This window comes from Syntrophales bacterium, assembly GCA_035363115.1.
GTDB lineage: Bacteria > Desulfobacterota > Syntrophia > Syntrophales > PHBD01 > PHBD01.
This window is the reverse complement of the sequence record DAOSEM010000004.1, coordinates 103,348-120,939: the sequence shown is the minus strand read 5'-3', so window position 1 is coordinate 120,939 and position 17,592 is coordinate 103,348. Positions and strand designations below refer to the sequence as shown.

Here is a 17,592-nt window from a genome sequence, read left to right as displayed (position 1 = left end):
TTGTTCCGGGTCGTCACGGGGGCCGTTACTTCCCGGGAACTTTCTTCCAGTCTTCCAGGAAGGCGTCAATCCCGCGGTCCGTCAGGGGATGGCGTGCCAGCTGGGCGATGACCTTGAAGGGGATCGTCGCGATGTCCGCACCCATCAGGGCCGCCTCCAGCACGTGCATGGGGTGGCGGACGCTGGCCACGATGATCTCCGTCTCGTATCCGTAATTGCCGTAGATCGTGAGGATCTGCTCCACCAGCTCCATGCCCCGGGTGGAGACGTCGTCCAGGCGGCCGACGAAGGGGCTCACGTAGGCGGCACCGGCTTTGGCCGCCATCAGGGCCTGCAGCGGGGAGAAGATGAGCGTCTGGTTGACGTCGATCCCCTCGCCGGCGAAGATCTTCGTCGCCTTCAGTCCCTCCGTCGTCATGGGAACCTTGATGACGACGTTCTTGCCCAGCTTCGCCAGTTTCCGGCCTTCCTTGATCATGCCCGGCGCGTCCAGGCTTACCACCTCAAGGCTGACGGGGCCGTCGACGATCTCCAGGATCTCCTTGACGACATCCTGGAACTTCCGCTTCTCCTTCGCCACCAGGCTCGGGTTCGTGGTGACCCCGTCCACCATTCCGAGGCTGAGCCCTTCCCGGATCTCCTGAATGTTCGCCGTATCGATGAAAAATTTCATTCCTCTTGCTCTCCTTCGAGTTCCCTGCGGTATTTTTCGAGGCACTCCTCGCTGCAGAAATACAGATCCTGTTCGTCGAACCGGGCCTTCCGCGCCTGGCTCGCCGGCAGGTAGGTGTGGCAGACGGGATCCTCCACCAGGTCCTCCCGCGGCGATCCGCTGTCTTCACGGGGCAGCGGCTTTACAACCTTCCCCCCGGGCAGGAAAATCCAGCGGAACAGCCGGTAGAGAAGGTACAGGATCAGGAGAATGATCGCCAGCCGTATCAGTCCGAACATGCCCTTCACTCCTCCAGTGGAAGGACCCGGAGCGGGTCTTCCAGTCTTGCCATGAGCCCCGCCACGGAAACACCGAAGGCGGGATGGATCGCCCAGGGGGCGATCTCGTGGAGCGGCACCAGGACGAACCGACGCCGGTGCATCTCCGGGTGGGGGATGACGAGGTCCCCCTCTTTGACCACCTCCTGGCCGTAGAGGAGGATGTCTAGGTCGATCCTGCGGGGCCCCCAGCGGGGACCCGGAACCCGCCCCATGGCCGCCTCGATCTCCTTCAGCCTGCCCAGGAGCTCCCTCGGCGGCAGGACGGTGCGCATCTCCGCCGCGGTGTTCACGAACCAGGGCTGGTCCGACAGCCCCGCCGGCTCCGACTTGAAGAACGGCGCCGGACGAATGGATCCTACGCCGTCCGTCTCCGCCAGGCGGCGGAGGGCCTCCCGGCAGCGCTCCAGGGGATCGTCCAGGTTGGACCCGATCCCGATGAAGCACAGGACGCCGGAAACGGCCTGTTCCTCCCCCTGCATCGGATATCCCTCAGGATCGCAGCCCCAGCACGTCCTGCATGTCGTAGAGGCCCTTGGGCCGGTCGATGATCCACTTGGCCGCGCGGACAGCGCCTCGGGCAAAGTTGTCGCGGCTGTGGGCGCGGTGAATCAGCTCCAGCCTCTCGCCGCCGGTGACGAACATCACTGTGTGCTCCCCGACGATGTCTCCGCCCCGGAGGGTCTGGATGCCGATTTCCTTTTTCGTCCGCTCCCCGATCAGCCCCTTCCGCTCGTAGACCCCCACCTGGTCCAGGTCGCGGCCCAGCCGGGCGGCGATGACCTGGGCCATCTTCATGGCCGTCCCGCTGGGGGCGTCCTTCTTCAGGTTGTGGTGGGACTCGACGATTTCCACGTCGTAGTCGTCCCCGAGGATCCCCGCCACGAGGTCCAGGACCTTGAAGAGGACGTTCACTCCGACGCTCATGTTCGGCGCCAGGACACAACGGACGTCTTTCGCGATTTCCCGGACCCTGTCCATCGAGGCGGCGGGAATCCCCGTCGTGCCGATCACGATGGCTTTCCCCAGATCCCGGGCGATCTCCAGGTGACGGAGCGACGCTTCGTGGTGGGTGAAGTCGATGACCACGTCCGCGCCGGCCAGGGCGGCGGCCAGGTCGTCGCCGACCCGGATCCCCCGGATCGCCAGGCCCAGGCACTCGCCGATGTCCCGGCCCTGCCAGGGATGGTCCTTCCGCTCCACGGCGCCGGACAGTTCAATCCCTTCCGCGGCCTGGATCATGTTGATGATCCGGCCCCCCATCTTTCCGCCTGCGCCGGTGACGACGGCTTTCACCATGGCCCTTCCTCCTTACTTGATGAGCCCGTAGTTCTGCATGACCTTCCGGAGCTTCTCGCGGCTGCCGTCGGAGAGCTTCCAGAGGGGCAGCCGGACTTCATCGGAGATCATGCCCATCATGGCGAGGGCCGCCTTGGCGGGCGTCGGGTTCGTCTCGATGAAGAGGGCGTCGATGAGCGGCGCCATCTTATGATGCAGCTCCTGCGCCTTCTTGAGATCGCCCGCGAAGAATGCGTCCACCAGGCCCGCCATGTCCGCCGGGGCGACATTCGAAATGACCGAAATGATCCCCTGTCCACCCACTGCCATGAGCGGCAGGGTAAACCCGTCGTCCCCGGAGAGGACCGTGAAGTCCTTTCCGCACAGGCCAATGATGTCGCTCATCTGCTTGATCAGCCCCGAGGCCTCCTTGACGCCCACGATGTTGGGGATCTTCGCCAGGCGGGCCAGCGTGTCCGGGGTCAGGTTGACGCCGGTGCGGCTGGGGATGTTGTAGACGATGATGGGGATCGGAACGGCCTCCGCCACCGCCTTGTAGTGCTGGTACAGGCCCTCCTGGGTCGGCCGGTTGTAGTAGGGGCAGACCATCAGGGCCCCGTCGGCGCCCACTTCGTAGGCATGGCGCGTCATCCGGATCGCCTCCTCGGTGCTGTTGGACCCCGTGCCGGCGATGACGGGAACGCGCTTCTTCACCGCGTCCACGCAGATGTCGATGACCCGGTCGTGCTCCGCGTGGGACAGGGTGGACGATTCCCCCGTGGTCCCGCAGGGCACGATGCCGTCCGTGCCGTTGGCGATCTGGAACTCGATGAGCTTCCGGTACGCCTCCTCATCCACCTTCCCGTCCCGGAAGGGGGTCACAATGGCGACGATTGCTCCCTTGAACATAGACTCCTCCTCCTCCATCATTCTTGATGTTTTTTTCTGAAATCCTCAATCCGTAAGGAACTCCGGCATCCGTTCCCCCCGCACGAGGTCCCGGTACGTCTCCCGTCGGCGGATCACGGAGAACCGACTTCCGTCCACGAGAACCTCCGCCGCCCGGGGCCGCGAGTTGTAGTTCGACGACATGGTGAACCCGTAGGCGCCGGCGCTCATGACGGCCATCAACTCGTTCCGCTCGAACAGCGGCAGTTCCCTCCCCTTTGCCAGATAATCCCCGGACTCGCAGATGGGACCGACCACGTCCGCCGTCACGGTCTCCCGATGGCTTTTCAGCACCGGCTGGATTCCGTGGTATGACGAATACAGGCTGGGCCGGATCAGGTCGTTCATCCCCGCGTCCACCACAATGAACCGCTTGTCTTCGTTCGTCTTGGTATACAGGACCTTCGTCAGAAGGATTCCCGCGTTTCCCACGATCACGCGGCCCGGCTCGAAGATGAAGGTGACATCCAGGTCTTTCGCGGCCTTCATGACGGCCCGGGCGTACTCCGACGGGTGGGGCGGCTCCTCCTCCCGGTAGGTGATCCCCAGGCCCCCGCCCAGATCCAGGTAGCGGATCCGGATGCCCTCCTTCCGCAGGAGGCTCACCAGCCGCTTCAGGCGCTTCAGGGCGTCCACGAAGGGAGAGATCTTCGTGAGCTGGGATCCGATGTGGCAGCTGACCCCCTGGATTTCCACGCTGGGCAGGCTCCGGGCCTGCCGGTATGCCTGGAGCGACCGCTCCACGTTGATGCCGAACTTGTTCTCCTTGAGGCCCGTGGAGATGTACGGATGCGTCTGGGGATCCACGTCGGGATTTACCCGCAAGGCGATGGGCGCCTTCTTTCCCATGCGCGCGGCACAGGCGTCGATGACCTCGAGCTCCTGGAGAGACTCGACGTTGAACAGGAGGATGCCCGCCTCCAGGGCGAACTCGATCTCGTCGACCCGCTTTCCGACGCCGGAATAGACGATCTTGCGGGGGTCCACACCGGCCTGCAGGGCCCGGTACAGCTCTCCGCCCGAAACGATGTCCACGCCGCCGCCTTCCCGGGCGAAGATCCGGAGGATCGCCGTATTGGAGTTCGACTTCACGGAAAAGCAGACCAGGTGGTCGATCTTCTCGAAGGACCGGTCGAAGACGTTGAAATGCCGCTCCAGGGTGCTGCGGCTGTAGACATACGTCGGCGTTCCCGCCTTCCGCGCGACGGCCTTCAGGGGGACGTCCTCGCACCACAGCTCGTTGTTCCGGTAGTGGAAATCGTTCATGGCTCCCGAATATTGGCGGCTGTCCCGCCCCGTTTAGAATTTGATCTCTACGGGCAGCGACGGATCGCTGCACGCTCCCCTGCTGTTGCACACGACAATCCGGTACATGTACAGCCGCCCGCTCCGGACGTCGCGGTCCACGTAGGCCATTGCGCGATTTCCCGTCCGTTCAAGCCGCGGATCTCCCGGCTGAAGATCGGCCAGGATCAGGAAATCCCGGGGGCAATCAGGGCACCGGTCCAGCACCGTCTGGAACTCGCTGCGCTGGATGACGACCCGGCGGATGTCCCGCTCCCTCTCCGGCAGGAGCCAGGAAACGCGGATGCTCTCCGCGTCCTTCCCGATGCGGAGATCGTGGGCCGCCGCCGGCAGCACCAGATCCGGCGGAAGGGGATCGCCCTTCTTGCCGCACCCGGTCCAGGCCACCGCGATCACGAGCGACAGGACCAGGATCACCAGCTTCTCAACGCTTCGTCCGCGCACGCCGCCTCCCGATCTCCCGGAGCCTCTGCCGGACAGCTTTTCCGGAAGTCCCGCCGGGGATGTCCCGGGCGCCGACGGAACGGCGAACCGTGACCGCCTCGTGGATGTCCTCCCGGAAGTCCTTGTGAAAGGCCCGGTACTCCTCCAGCGTCAGCGCCTCCAGGGTCTTGCCCTGCTCCAGGCAGAAGGCAACGATCCGGCCGGCGATTCCATGAGCCTCCCGAAAGGGAACCCCCGCCTTGACGAGGTACTCCGCCACGTCTGTGGCCGTAGAGAATCCACCCGCCGCGGCCTCCTCCATCCTGTCCCGCAGGAAGGTGACCTGCCCCAGCATCCGGGTGAATATCGACAGGCTCGCCCGGACGGTGTCCACCGCGTCGAACACCGGCTCCTTGTCCTCCTGGAGGTCCCGGTTGTAGGTCATCGGCAGCCCCTTGAGCACGGTCAGGAGGGCCACCAGGTGGCCGTAGATCCGGCCCGTCTTTCCCCGGACAAGCTCCGCCACGTCGGGGTTCTTCTTCTGGGGCATCAGGCTGCTGCCGGTGGTGAAGGCGTCGGAGATCTCGATGAACCGGAACTCCTCCGTGGACCACAGGATCAGGTCCTCGCAGAACCGGCTCAGGTGCATCATGAGCAGGGCACAGTCAAAGAGAAACTCCGCCGCGAAGTCCCGGTCCGAAACGGCGTCCAGGCTGTTGCGGGTCATCTCCGGGAATCCCAGGAGCTCCGCCGTGACGCGCCGGTCGATGGGGATCCCCGTCCCGGCCAGGGCGCCCGCCCCGAGGGGCATCACGTTGACCCGGACCCGGCACTCCCGGAATCGGCTCTCGTCCCGGTCCAGCATCTCCCGGTAGGCCAGGAGGTAATGCGACAGCAGGATCGGCTGGGCCCGCTGCAGATGGGTGTAACCCGGCAGGACCGTGTCGATCTCCCTCCCGGCCAGGTCCGCCAGGGCTTCCTTGAGTCCCCCGATGCCCTCCAGGATGTGGCCGATCTCCTCCCTCAGGTAGAGGCGGAGATCCAGGGCCACCTGGTCGTTGCGGCTCCGCCCTGTGTGGAGCTTCGCCCCGGCGTCCCCGATGCGCCGGATCAGTTCCTTCTCCACGGCCATGTGGACGTCTTCGTCGGCGTCGGCGAAGGTCAGAGCCCCCCGATCGAAGTCCTTCCGGATTCCCTTCAGGCCCGCGACGACGGCCTTCTCCTCCCGGGCGGTCAGGATGCCCTGCCGGGCCAGCATGCGGGCATGGGCAATGCTGCCCTCGATGTCGTGGCGGTAAAGGCGGCGGTCGAAGGCGATGGAGGCCGTGAATGCCTCCACCTCCCGGTCCGTCCCTCCCTTGAAGCGCCCTCCCCAGGGCTTTTCCTTTCGCGCCATCGTTTTTCTTCCTATTTCTGCCGGCGTTCCTTCGTGCGACGGCCCACCCTGCGGCGCTCCGAAGCCCGCGCATCCTTCTGGATGGGTACCTTCGCTCCCCGCCGGTCGCCGTTCCTCCGCTCGCTGAGACGGCGCTCGACACCACGCCGCTCCCCATCCTGGCGGATCCTTTCCTGCTCAACCATGGCCTTGATCCGGAGCCGGAGGGCGTTCAGCCGGATGAATCCCGTGGCGTCCATCTGGTTGTAGACCTGGTCCTTCTCGAACGTCGCGAAGTCCTCGCGATAGAGGGTCAGGGGGGACTTCCTGCCGACGACGATGCAGTTTCCCTTGTAGAGCTTGATCCGGGCCGTTCCGGTGACGTTCTCCTGGGTCTGGTCGATGAAGCACTGCAGGGCCTGCATTTCCGGGGCATACCAGAAGCCGTTGTAGACGAGCTGGGAGTACTTGGGAATCAGTGAATCCCGCATGAACATGACCTCCCGGTCCATCGTGATCGACTCGAGGGCCCGGTGGGCCGCCCACAGCACGGTGCCGCCGGGGGTCTCGTACACGCCCCTGGACTTCATGCCCACGAACCGGTTCTCCACCATGTCCACCCGGCCGACGCCGTTGGCTCCGGCGATCGTGTTCAGGTGGTCCATCAACTCCGCCGGCAGCATGCGGACGCCGTCGACCGCCACGGGAACCCCCTTGACGAAGTCGATTTCCACGTAGGTCGGCTTGTCCGGAGCGGCTTCCGGCGAGACGGTGAGGACGAAGATGTCCTCCGGCGGCTCCGCCCAGGGATCCTCCAGGATCGCCCCCTCGTGGGAGATGTGCAGCGAATTCCGGTCGCTCGAATAGGGCTTGTCCTTCGTCAGCGGCAGCGGAATACCGTGTTTCTCCGCGTAGTCGAACATCGAGTCCCGGGAATCGAAGATCCAGTTCGGATCCTTCCAGGCGGAGATGATCCGGATGTTCGGATTGAGCGCCATGTAGGTCAGCTCAAAGCGCACCTGGTCGTTTCCCTTGCCGGTGGCGCCATGGCAGACGGCGTCGGCGCCCTCGAGGGTTGCGATCTCGAGCTGCCGCTTGGCGATCAGCGGCCTCGCCAGGGATGTTCCCAGGAGGTAGACCCCCTCGTAGATGGCGTTGGCCTTCAGCGCCGGAAAGATGAAGTCCCGGGCGAACTCGTCCCGGAGATCGTCGATGTAGCATCGGCTGGCCCCTGTACTGATCGCCTTTTCCCTGAGCCCGTCCAGTTCCTCCTTCTGTCCCACGTCGGCGGCGAAGGCAATGACCTCGCAGCCGTACGTCTCGATGAGCCATTGGACGATGACGGATGTGTCGAGCCCGCCCGAATAGGCAAGAACCACTTTTTTCACCGGTTGCACCATGATTGAATCCTCCTGTGTTCTTGAACTCCCTGGAGCCTGAAAGCGAGAGTGTCCTCCGGTCTCGTCCGGGCCGTCTCTAACGGCCCATGAGCATCTCCAGGATTGCTTTCTGTACATGCAGGCGGTTCTCCGCCTGGTCGAAAACGATGGAACGCGGCCCGTCCATGACGGCGGCGGAGATTTCCTCCCCGCGATGGGCCGGCAGGCAGTGCATGACAACGACATCCGGCTTTGCCCGTTCGAGGAGCGCCTCGTCGATGCAATAACCCTGGAATGCCTTTGCCCGGACGGCCTTTTCGCCCTCCTGCCCCATGCTTGCCCAGACGTCCGTGTAGACGACGTCGGCATCCCGGACGGCATCCCGGGGATCCCGGAAAAGGACGGCCGAGCGGGGGGCTTCCCGGACGGCCCGGTCCAGGATCCCCCGGTCCGGCTCGTACCCCTCCGGGCAGGCCAGCGCCAGGTGAAACGGAAGCCGGGCGGCGGTGTTCAGCCAGGAATTGGCGATGTTGTTCCCGTCCCCCACATAGGCGATCTTGAGGTCCTCGTAGCCTCCCCGCTTCTCGATGACGGTGAAGAGGTCGCTCAGGATCTGGCAGGGATGCAGGAGATCCGTCAGGCCGTTGATGACGGGGATCGTCGCGTACCGGGCGAATTCCTCCACGACCTCCTGGCCGAAGGTCCGGATCATGACTCCGTCGACATACCGGGAGAGGATCCGGGCGGTGTCGGCCACCGTTTCCCCCCGTCCGATCTGGATGTCACGGCTGGAGAGAAAAATGGCCGTCCCGCCAAGCTGGATCATGGCCACTTCGAAGGATAGCCGCGTGCGGGTCGAAGACTTCTCGAAGATCATCCCCAGCACCTGCCCGGCAAGGGAGCGGTGGGGGCGCCCCTGCCTGAGATCCGCCTTCATCTCGCCGCTCCGGGCGAAGATCCGGTCGAATTCCTCGATGGTCAGGTCGAATTCCGTCAGCAGGTCCCGCTTCATGGCTCCTCCAGAACGCCGTCCAGGATCTCCACCGCCCGGTCGATTTCGGCGGCGGTGATGACGAGAGGCGGTACGAACCGCACGACATGAGTCCCCGCCGTAGCGACCAGGAGACCCTTCTCCGAGCAGCGGGTCAGGATTCCGGCGACTTCCCGGTCCATCTCCACGCCCAGGAGAAGTCCCTTTCCCCGGACGTCCCGGATCGAAGCGTGCTTTTCCTTGAGCGCCCGCAGCTTCTCGATAAAATAACGCCCGGCCTCCGCGGCGCGCACCAGGAGGCCTTCATCCAGAAGGACCGATACGACCGCCAGGCCTGCCGCCATGGCCAGAAGGTTGCCGCCGAAGGTGGAGGCGTGGTTTCCCGGCGCGAAGGCGGCGGCCGCCCTGTCCGTGGCCAGCATCGCCCCGACGGGAAAGCCGTTCCCCAGGGCCTTTGCCAGGGTCGCGATGTCCGGGGTGATGCCCTCCGCCTCGTGGGCCAGGAACGTTCCCGTCCGGCCCATGCCCGTCTGAACCTCGTCGAGGATCAGGAGGATTCCCTTCCGGTCGCAGATCTCCCGCACGCCCTTGAGGTATCCCGGATCGGGGACCCGGACGCCTCCCTCCGCCTGAACGGGCTCGACGAGAACCGCACAGGTCTTCCCGTCGACGGCCGCCTCCAGGGCGGAAAGGTCGTTGTAGGGCACATAGCGGAATCCCGCCGGCAGGGGCTCGAAGCCGGCCTGGAACTTTGCCTGGCCCGTCGCCGTGATCGTGGCCAGCGTCCGGCCGTGGAAGGAGCCCTCCATCGTGATGATCTCGTTCTTCCCGCCGAGGACCTCGTTCCCGTACTTCCTGGCCAGCTTGATGGCCGCCTCGTTCGCCTCGGCGCCGCTGTTGCAGAAGAAGACCTTCCCGGCGAAGGACGCCTGGACGAGGCGCTCCGCCAGGAGGCCCTGGGCCTCTGTATAGTACAGGTTCGAAACGTGCGTGAGGATGCCCGCCTGCTTCCGGATGGCCTCGACGACCTTCGGATGGCTGTGGCCGAGGCTGCAGACGGCGATCCCGGCGACGCAGTCGAGGTATTCCTTCCCCTCCAGGTCCCAGACCCGGCATCCCTCGCCCCGGCTCAGGATCATGGGGTACCGCTTGTAGGTCCCCATGACGGACCGGTCGAACCGCTGCATCCATTCCTGGGAGTTCATTCTTTTCCGTTTTCCTTTCCTACTGGACGATTTCCGTGCCGATCCCCGAGTCCGTGAACATCTCGAGGAGGATGGCGTGCTTCAGCCGTCCGTCGATGATGTGGGCCTTTGCGGCTCCTCCCTTGAGGGCCTTCAGGCAGCACTTGACCTTGGGAAACATGCCCCCGTCCACCACGCCGGCATCGATCATGTCGAGGGCCTGGCGGTTCGTCATCGTGTTGATGAGCTCCTTCTGCTCGTCGAGAACCCCCGACACGTCGGTGAGGAGGACCAGCTTCTCCGCCTTCAGCGCCGCCGCCATCTCGCCGGCGACGATGTCTGCGTTGATGTTGTAGGTCTCCCCGGCTTCGCCGGCCCCGGTGGGGGCGATGACCGGAATGAACCCGTCGCGCGTCAGGGACAGGACGAGCTCCGCGTTGATCGATTTCACCTTTCCCACGAGGCCCAGGTCGATGATCTCCGATGGGGTGTCCTTGGACTTCTCCTCGCTGAGGCTGTATTTCTCGGCAAGGATCAGGCCGCCGTCCTTGCCGCTCAGGCCCACCGCCCTGCCGCCGTGGCGGTTGATGAGGCCCACGATCTCCTTGTTCACCGTCCCCACCAGGACCATCTCGACGATGCTCATGGTTTCCGCGTCGGTGACCCGATGGCCCCGGACGAACTTCGAGTCCTTCCCGAGCTTCTTCAGGAGCGTCCCGATCTGGGGTCCTCCGCCGTGAACCACAACAGGGTTGATGCCGATGTACTTCATCAGGAGCACGTCCTTGGCGAAGCCCTCCTTGAGCTCTTCGTCCAGCATCGCGTGGCCGCCGTACTTGATGACGACGGTCTTGTTGTAGAACCTTCGGATGTAGGGCAGGGCCTCCATGAGGATCTCCGCCCGCTCCACCGATTTTTCCAGCATGTTCATCGCTTTTGTCTCCTGCCTGTGCCGATCGGGAGGATGGTTTCATATCCGTCCCCTCACGGTCTTTTGCCCTGATCGGCCCGAGTTCGCAGGGGCGCGTCCCCTTAGAGGATATACCGGCTCAGGTCCTCGTCCTCGACGATGTCTTCCAGCTTTTCCCGCACGTATTCGGCAGTGATGTCCACCGCTTTCACTTCCATCTCCGGCGCGTCGAAGGAGATCTCGTCCAGGAGGGTCTCCATGATCGTATACAGGCGCCGGGCGCCGATGTTTTCAGTCCGCTCGTTCACCAGGGCCGCCGTCTCGGCGATTTCCGCGATGGCGTCCTCGCTGAACCGGAGTTCCACCCCCTCCGTGGCCATCATCTCCACGTACTGCCGGATCAGGGCGTTGTGCGGCTCCGTCAGGATCCGGATGAACTCCTCGCGACCCAGCGAATCCAGCTCCACCCGGATGGGAAAGCGCCCCTGCATTTCCGGGATCAGGTCGGAGGGCTTTACCATGCTGAAGGCGCCCGCGGCAATGAACAGGATGTGGTCCGTCCGGATCATGCCGTAACGGGTGTTCACATTGGACCCCTCCACGATGGGCAGAAGATCCCGCTGGACCCCTTCCCGGGAGACGTCGGGACCGTGAGGGGCCTCGCTGCCGACGATCTTGTCGATCTCGTCGAGGAACACGATCCCCGATTGCTCCACCCGCTCCAAGGCCGTCCGGGTGACCTTGTCCATGTCAACCAGACGGGCCGCCTCCTCCTGGGAGAGAATTTCGAGGGCCTCCGGGACGGTCACCTTCTTCATCGTCTTTTTCTGGGGAAAGAGGCTCCCGAAGGCGTCCTTCAGGTTCATCCCCACGTCCTCCATACCGGCGCTGGAAAAGATCTCCACCATCGGGGCGGCCCGGGTCTCCTGGATCTCCACCTCCACCATCCGGTCGTTCAGGTGCCCTTCCCGGAGGAGCCGCCGGAAACGCTCCCGGGTCGCGCCGCTTCTCTGCTGAGGGACATCCTCGTCGCCCCGGGCGGAGTGGTCCGCAAGGATCTCCTCCGGCCGCTTCTCCACGGGCCTGAGCGGCAGGAGAATGTCCAGAAGCCGCTCCTCCGCCAGCTCGGCGGCCTTCACCCGGACCTTTTCCTGTTCCTCGGTCCTCACCATGTTGACCGCCAGCTCCACGAGGTCGCGGATCATGGACTCCACGTCCCGCCCCACATAGCCCACCTCGGTGAACTTGGAGGCCTCCACTTTCAGGAACGGCGCGTTGTCGATCTTGGCGAGGCGTCGGGCGATCTCCGTCTTCCCCACCCCGGTAGGACCGATCATGATGATGTTCTTCGGGGAGATCTCGTCCCGGAGCTCTCCCGATACGTTCTGCCGCCGCCAGCGGTTCCGGAGGGCGATGGCCACGGCGCGCTTGGCGTCCTTTTGCCCGATGATGTAGCGGTCCAGCCTCTCCACGATCATGCGGGGCGTCAACGGTCTGTCCGACATGGGAAAACGGTTACTCCTTCCTGCGGGCCCGATGAACGCGGGTCCCCGCGTCGGGCTCCTCCGACATGTCCAGCTCTTCCACGATGACCTGGTCGTTCGTGTAGATGCAGATCTCCGAGGCGATACGGACCGACTCCCGGGCAATTTCGGCTGCTTCGAGATCGGGGGCGTGGCGGACCATCGCCCGGGCGGCTGCCAGGGCATAGGGTCCCCCGGAGCCGATGGCCATCACCTCGTCGTCCGACTCGATGACGTCCCCGCTTCCCGAGATCATCAGGAACGCGTCGCGGCTCACGGCGATCATCAGGGCCTCCAGGTGCCGGAGCACTCGGTCGGTCCGCCAGTCCTTGGTCAGCTCCACCGCGGCCCGGAGGAGGTTGCCGTTGAACTGCTCGAGCTTCTGGTCGAAACGCTCGAAAAGGGTAAAGGCATCGGCCGTGGCCCCGGCGAAACCGACGACGACATCGTCGTGGTAGAGCCGCCGCACCTTCCGGGCTCCGTGCTTCATGACGGTCATGTCCACGGTCACCTGGCCGTCGCCGGCCACGACGACTTTTCCCCTGTGCCGGACGGCCACGATGGTGGTCCCGCGAATCTTCATGGTTCCTCTTCTCCTTCCCGGGCCTTCGGATGGGCCCGGTCATATACGTCCAGCAGTCGGCCGATGCTGACGGCGGTGTATTTCTGCGTCGTCGACAGGCTCTTGTGTCCCAGCATTTCCTGGATGGACCGGAGATCCGCCCCGGCGTCCAGAAGGTGCGTCGCGAAGCTGTGCCTGAGCGCATGGGGGCTGATCTTCCGCCCGATCCCGCTCTTCCGCACGTAGCCGTCCAGAAGGCGGGCCACGGAACGCCCCGACAGCCGCCCCCCCGAGTGGTTGAGAAACAGGGGGGTCTCGCTTCCCGTCCCTTCTTGCCGGGCGAGGACGTGCCTCTCCCGGATCCAGCGCTCCAGGGCCTCGCGGCAGGGCGGTCCCAGCGGCACGAGGCGCTCCCGGGCGCCCTTGCCCCGCACCTTCACCAGGCTCCCGGCCAGATCCACATCCTGAACGTTCAGTCCAGCCAGCTCGCTCAGGCGGATCCCGGACCCGTAGAAAAGCTCCAGGATCGCCCGGTCACGCCGTCCGAGGGGCCCGGCATCGAAGAGGTCCCCCAGGAGGGCGAACATGTCGTCCACCGACAGCACTTTCGGGACGTATTTCTCCGCCTTCGGCGCCTGGATCAACTCCGCCGGGCTGGTCCGGATCCTTCCCTCGCGCAGGAGGAACGCGTAGAACGTCTTCAGGGCCGCCAGCTTCCGGCCGATGGACGTCTTCCGGAGCTTCCTCCGGTACAGGTCCGCCAGGTAGCTCCGAAGGGCCAGGGAATCGGCCCGCTCCAGGAGATCCCCGCCTCCCTGCCGGCCCGCGGGTCCCTGGGCCAGGAATCCTCGGAACTGCCCAAGGTCCGCCATGTATGCCCGGATCGTCTGGGGGGAGAGATTCCGCTCCACCCGCAGGTGCCGCTCGAAGGCGGCGAGGGCTTCCTCCGTCATCCAGTGCCCCGAGAAATACCGTGTTTAAGAACGCCGGCCGCCCGCAGGCGCCCGGTCTTCGCGGCAGGAAGGTTCTACCGCCGGGATCCCGGACCGGTAAATTCCCTCGGAAATCCGGAACCGCCAATGCTACATCTTGTATTTTCCAAAGTCGTCGGGATCCAGGTTTTCCAGAAAATCCTTCAGTTTATCTTCCTTTTCCTTCTCCAGGTCGGTGATCTTCGTCCCCACGTCGATGCTCCGGGATTTCTCGATGACCCGCTCCTCCACATAGATGGGAGCACCCGCCCGGAGCGCCAGGGCCAGGGCATCGCTGGGGCGGGCATCGATGACCTGCGTCTTTCCCTCCCGGAGGAGGTGGATGTTCGCGAAGAAGGTGTTGTTCCGGAGGTCATGGACTTCGACCTTCAGCACCTCGACCCCGAGGTTTGCCAGGATGTCCCGGATCAGATCGTGCGTCATGGGCCTGGAGAAGTTGATCCCCTCCAGCTCCGTGGCAATGGCGCTGGCCTCGAAGAGCCCAATCCAGATCGGCAGAATTCTCTTTTCTTCCTGGTCCTTCAGGATCACGATGGGCGTATTCGTCACCGGATCGATCGTCAGGCCCGCCACTTTCATCTCGACCATCATCGCTTGCCACCCCTCCCCGGTTTTCCTCCGTTCATGCCGCCTTCGGGTTCATCGGCCGCGCCGGGACCCGCAGCCCCGGCAGAACCGCTTCACCTCTGAGGGAATGGAGGAAGGCTTCCCGGATCGCCACCATCACGGTCCGGCCGATCCAGGCCCTGTCGCCCGGGAAATTGACAATCCGGTTCGTCCGGGTCCTTCCCGTCAGGTCCTCATCGCTGTTCCGGCTGGTCCCTTCCACCAGTACCTCCAGGGTTCGCCCCACGTCGCGCTGATGCTTCAAGAGCGTGTGACGGTCCTGGAGATCCTGGAGGATCCGGAGCCGGCGGCTCTTGACCCGCTCGTCCACCCTGCCGTCCAGAAGGAGCGCCGCCGTTCCTTCCCGCTCGGAATACTTGAAGGAGAAGAGGCTGTCAAAGCGAACGTCCTCCATCAGGGCCAGCGTATCCTCGAAATCCACTTCCGTCTCGCCCGGGAAGCCCACGATCATGTCCGACGAGACGGCCACGTCCGGACAGGCCTCCCGCAGGCGCGCCACCTTCCCGAGGTAGTCCTCCCGGGTATAGCGGCGGTTCATCCGGGCCAGCACCCGGTCCGAGCCCGACTGGACGGGCAGATGGATGTGCTCGCAGAGGGGCTCGATATCCCGGAAAGCCCGGATCAGCCCGTCCGACAGGTCCTTCGGGTGGGACGTGGTGAAGCGGATCCGCTCGATCCCCTCCACCCCGGCAATCTCCCGGAGCAGGTCTGCAAAATCGATCCCTTCCACGAGATTCCGCCCGTAGGAATTGACATTCTGCCCCAGGAGGACCACCTCCCGAACGCCCCGTCCGCCAAGGAGCCGGATCTCCTCCAGGATCTCCCGGCAGGGCCTGCTCTCCTCCCTGCCCCGGAGGTACGGAACGACGCAGAAGGCGCAATAGTTGTTGCAGCCCTGCATGATCGTCACGAAGGCGCTGACGGTCCCCGCCGGCGGCAGGACGATCCGATGCAGGCAAGGGACTGAATCGTTGAAGGCCGTCTCGACCACCCGGCCCCCTTCCTCCACGGTCCGGACGAATTCCGGCAGGCGGTGGGCCTGATGCGTTCCGACGACGAGGTCCACGGCGGGGATCTTCCTGACCAGTTGCGGGCCCAGCTGCTGGGCGAGGCACCCGGTCACGCCGATCATCAGGTCCGGCCGGCGCCGTTTCGCCTCCTGGAGGCGCCCCAGGAGGCTGTACACCTTCTGGGCGGCCTTTTCCCGGATGCTGCAGGTATTGATGAGAATCAGGCGGGCCTGGCGTTCGCCGGCCGCTTCTTCCCATCCGGCCTTGCACAGAAGGTCCGCCATCTGCTCTGCGTCATGGACGTTCATCTGGCACCCGAAGGTCCGGATGAAGAAGGTTTTCCGTTGCGTTCCCGTTTCCATATCCAATAGCCGCCGCAACGGGAAACAGCAGCCCGTTCCGGCACTCCCTTATCCACGACGTTTCATGAAAAGCCAAGTGTGCAATCTTCCAGACGGCGTCGAAAAAAACCAGAGGCACGGTGCGCCCGGTTCGACGGGCTCACCGGAACAGGAACCAACCCGTTCCGGTCAGCTCCGTCGGACCCGCCGCGTCCCCGCCGAGGGAAAGGACGAAACGTGGGGAAGCATATGGAGTTTTTCCCCGTCCGTCAACTTTTTTTCAGAGGAAAATCGCGGCCGGTGAGCCCCGGAGTCCGGTCGGTGGCTCGCCCCCCGGCCGGGCCGGTTCGTCATCCGGGAAAACCGCCCTGACACGCCTTTGTTCTTGACAGAAAAAACAAACCCCTTCACCAATAGGCCGGCGGGAAACCAGGTTCCCTGAACCGGCGGACGGCAATCCCGTCCGGAAGGACCGCTGATAAAGGAGGAACACGATGATTCACGCATCCAGAACACGGCCCCTCTTCCCTGAACAGACGCCTCCGTTTTCCGCTTTCCCGATGCTGACGGCCCTCCTTGTGGCCCTCTGGGTCCTCCTCTCCGGGACGTCCGCCACGGCGGCCCCCCGGGAGGTCGTCTATGCGTTCGACGAGGACTATCCCCCGTACACGTATCTCGAAGAAGGACGGCCGAGGGGCTTCGACATCGACGTCCTGGAGGCCGTCCTCCAGGGGCGGGACGTGAAGCTGGTCCTCAAGCCCATGCAGTGGGAGAAGGCGCAGAAGGACCTCGACACCGGGAAGGTCCATGTGACCTCGGGAATGAAGAAGACCGGAGAGCGGAAGGATCGCTACCTGTTCCCGAACCTGCCCCTGACGGAATTCAAGGTCAGCCTCTTCACGACGGCGGGAAAGCCCTGGCGGATTCCCGCCGATCTCAAGAACCACAAGGCCGCAACCCAGAAGGGGTCTCTCTATGTCGGCCTGGCGGAGGAAAAGGGAATCAAAACGGTCCTGTTCGACACGGAGACCAGCGCCCTCCTGGCCCTCTCGAAGGGAGAGGCGGAGGCCTTCATCGGCTCGGAAAAAACCGCCTTCTACAACATGAAGAAGCACGGCCTCAAAAACATTCACCCCCTGAGCACGCCCGTAATGGTCTCCTCCCTCTACTACGCCGTCCGGAAGACCGACCGTGAGCTGCTCTCCTGGCTTAACGAGGGTCTCTTCCGGATCCGCACGGATGGAACGTACGAGAAGATCTACCGCCGCTGGTTCGTGGAGGAGCTCTCCGCGGCCGAGATGCAGAGGCTCCGGGACAGCGCCCGGCAGGCTTCCCGCTTCGCCTACGCGCCCTACTCGAACTTCCCCGTGGGAGCGGCCGTCCTGATGGCCTCGGGCAACATCTACACCGGGTGCAACATCGAAAACGGCATCTTCCCCTACACGGAGACGGCCCTGTCCGTCGCGGTCCACAACGCTGTAGCCGCCGGGGAGACCCGGTTCCGGGCGGCGGTGAACCTCCAGCCGGGCGACAAGCTGGCCGCCCCGACGGCGGAAGAGCGACAGCTTCTCTATGAGTTCGGCGGGGAGACCCTGGTGCTGATCGAGGATGGGAGCGGCGGATACCGGACGGTGACGGTCTCGGAGCTCCTGCCCTACGTCTTCCCGTTGCAGTAGGGGGCATCCCGAAGCTGCACCGGTTTCTGCCCTGACCGTTCGGGCACTCCGGATCCCATGAGCCGGAGGACCCGATGC

18 protein-coding genes are annotated in these 17,592 nt (G+C 64.5%); 1 reads left to right on the top strand and 17 read right to left on the bottom strand.

Translation table 11 applies throughout. The annotated features are described in order from the left end of the window. Window positions 1-25: 25 nt before the first annotated feature. From fsa to miaB, 17 genes are all read right to left on the bottom strand, one after another. Window positions 26-673 carry a fructose-6-phosphate aldolase gene (gene fsa / locus PLO63_10290; protein ID HOI74525.1) on the bottom strand — a complete coding sequence of 216 codons (648 nt, stop codon included), beginning with the start codon at window positions 671-673 and terminating at the stop codon, window positions 26-28. Continuing rightward, window positions 670-951, bottom strand: a complete 282-nt coding sequence (locus PLO63_10285) for a YHS domain-containing protein (GenBank protein HOI74524.1) — start codon at window positions 949-951, stop codon at window positions 670-672. The genes fsa and PLO63_10285 overlap by 4 nt, the downstream gene beginning before the upstream one ends. 5 nt (window positions 952-956) lie before the next feature. Then, entirely contained in the window at window positions 957-1,472 is a 516-nt protein-coding gene (gene folK / locus PLO63_10280; protein HOI74523.1) for a 2-amino-4-hydroxy-6-hydroxymethyldihydropteridine diphosphokinase, read from the bottom strand. 10 nt (window positions 1,473-1,482) lie between these two features. Continuing rightward, window positions 1,483-2,289, bottom strand: coding sequence for a 4-hydroxy-tetrahydrodipicolinate reductase (gene dapB / locus PLO63_10275; protein ID HOI74522.1), 807 nt, complete (start codon window positions 2,287-2,289; stop codon window positions 1,483-1,485). A gap of 12 nt (window positions 2,290-2,301) precedes the next feature. Beyond that, entirely contained in the window at window positions 2,302-3,177 is an 876-nt protein-coding gene (gene dapA / locus PLO63_10270; protein HOI74521.1) for a 4-hydroxy-tetrahydrodipicolinate synthase, read from the bottom strand. Between the two features lie 45 nt (window positions 3,178-3,222). Continuing rightward, the gene (gene lysA / locus PLO63_10265) at window positions 3,223-4,482 is read right to left on the bottom strand and encodes a diaminopimelate decarboxylase (protein HOI74520.1); all 1,260 of its coding nucleotides are present in this window, start codon (window positions 4,480-4,482) and stop codon (window positions 3,223-3,225) included. A gap of 33 nt (window positions 4,483-4,515) precedes the next feature. Beyond that, on the bottom strand, window positions 4,516-4,965 hold the full coding sequence (locus PLO63_10260; GenBank protein HOI74519.1) for a hypothetical protein: 450 nt from the start codon (window positions 4,963-4,965) through the stop codon (window positions 4,516-4,518). After that, window positions 4,946-6,340 carry an argininosuccinate lyase gene (gene argH / locus PLO63_10255; protein HOI74518.1) on the bottom strand — a complete coding sequence of 465 codons (1,395 nt, stop codon included), beginning with the start codon at window positions 6,338-6,340 and terminating at the stop codon, window positions 4,946-4,948. The genes PLO63_10260 and argH overlap by 20 nt, the downstream gene beginning before the upstream one ends. Before the next feature lie 11 nt (window positions 6,341-6,351). Further along, window positions 6,352-7,719, bottom strand: a complete 1,368-nt coding sequence (locus PLO63_10250) for an argininosuccinate synthase (protein ID HOI74517.1) — start codon at window positions 7,717-7,719, stop codon at window positions 6,352-6,354. Window positions 7,720-7,795: 76 nt separating this feature from the next. Next, window positions 7,796-8,710 carry an ornithine carbamoyltransferase gene (argF, locus tag PLO63_10245; GenBank protein HOI74516.1) on the bottom strand — a complete coding sequence of 305 codons (915 nt, stop codon included), beginning with the start codon at window positions 8,708-8,710 and terminating at the stop codon, window positions 7,796-7,798. Then, window positions 8,707-9,894: an acetylornithine transaminase gene (locus PLO63_10240; protein ID HOI74515.1), complete on the bottom strand. Its 1,188-nt coding sequence runs from the start codon at window positions 9,892-9,894 to the stop codon at window positions 8,707-8,709. Before PLO63_10240 ends, argF begins: the two co-directional genes overlap by 4 nt. A gap of 19 nt (window positions 9,895-9,913) precedes the next feature. Further along, on the bottom strand, window positions 9,914-10,804 hold the full coding sequence (gene argB, locus PLO63_10235; GenBank protein HOI74514.1) for an acetylglutamate kinase: 891 nt from the start codon (window positions 10,802-10,804) through the stop codon (window positions 9,914-9,916). A 101-nt stretch (window positions 10,805-10,905) separates the two neighbouring features. Beyond that, on the bottom strand, window positions 10,906-12,288 hold the full coding sequence (gene hslU, locus PLO63_10230) for an ATP-dependent protease ATPase subunit HslU (GenBank protein ID HOI74513.1): 1,383 nt from the start codon (window positions 12,286-12,288) through the stop codon (window positions 10,906-10,908). A 10-nt stretch (window positions 12,289-12,298) separates the two neighbouring features. Further along, window positions 12,299-12,889: an ATP-dependent protease subunit HslV gene (hslV, locus tag PLO63_10225; protein HOI74512.1), complete on the bottom strand. Its 591-nt coding sequence runs from the start codon at window positions 12,887-12,889 to the stop codon at window positions 12,299-12,301. After that, window positions 12,886-13,821, bottom strand: a complete 936-nt coding sequence (locus PLO63_10220) for a tyrosine recombinase XerC (GenBank protein HOI74511.1) — start codon at window positions 13,819-13,821, stop codon at window positions 12,886-12,888. Before PLO63_10220 ends, hslV begins: the two co-directional genes overlap by 4 nt. A 129-nt stretch (window positions 13,822-13,950) precedes the next feature. Then, on the bottom strand, window positions 13,951-14,451 hold the full coding sequence (locus PLO63_10215) for a bifunctional nuclease family protein (GenBank protein ID HOI74510.1): 501 nt from the start codon (window positions 14,449-14,451) through the stop codon (window positions 13,951-13,953). A gap of 31 nt (window positions 14,452-14,482) precedes the next feature. Continuing rightward, a complete protein-coding gene (gene miaB / locus PLO63_10210; protein HOI74509.1) occupies window positions 14,483-15,859 on the bottom strand; it encodes a tRNA (N6-isopentenyl adenosine(37)-C2)-methylthiotransferase MiaB in 1,377 nt (458 codons plus the stop codon). 473 nt (window positions 15,860-16,332) lie between these two features. Between miaB and PLO63_10205 the strand changes: the two genes are divergently transcribed. After that, a complete protein-coding gene (locus PLO63_10205; protein ID HOI74508.1) occupies window positions 16,333-17,514 on the top strand; it encodes a cytidine deaminase in 1,182 nt (393 codons plus the stop codon). The last annotated feature ends 78 nt before the right edge of the window (window positions 17,515-17,592 follow it).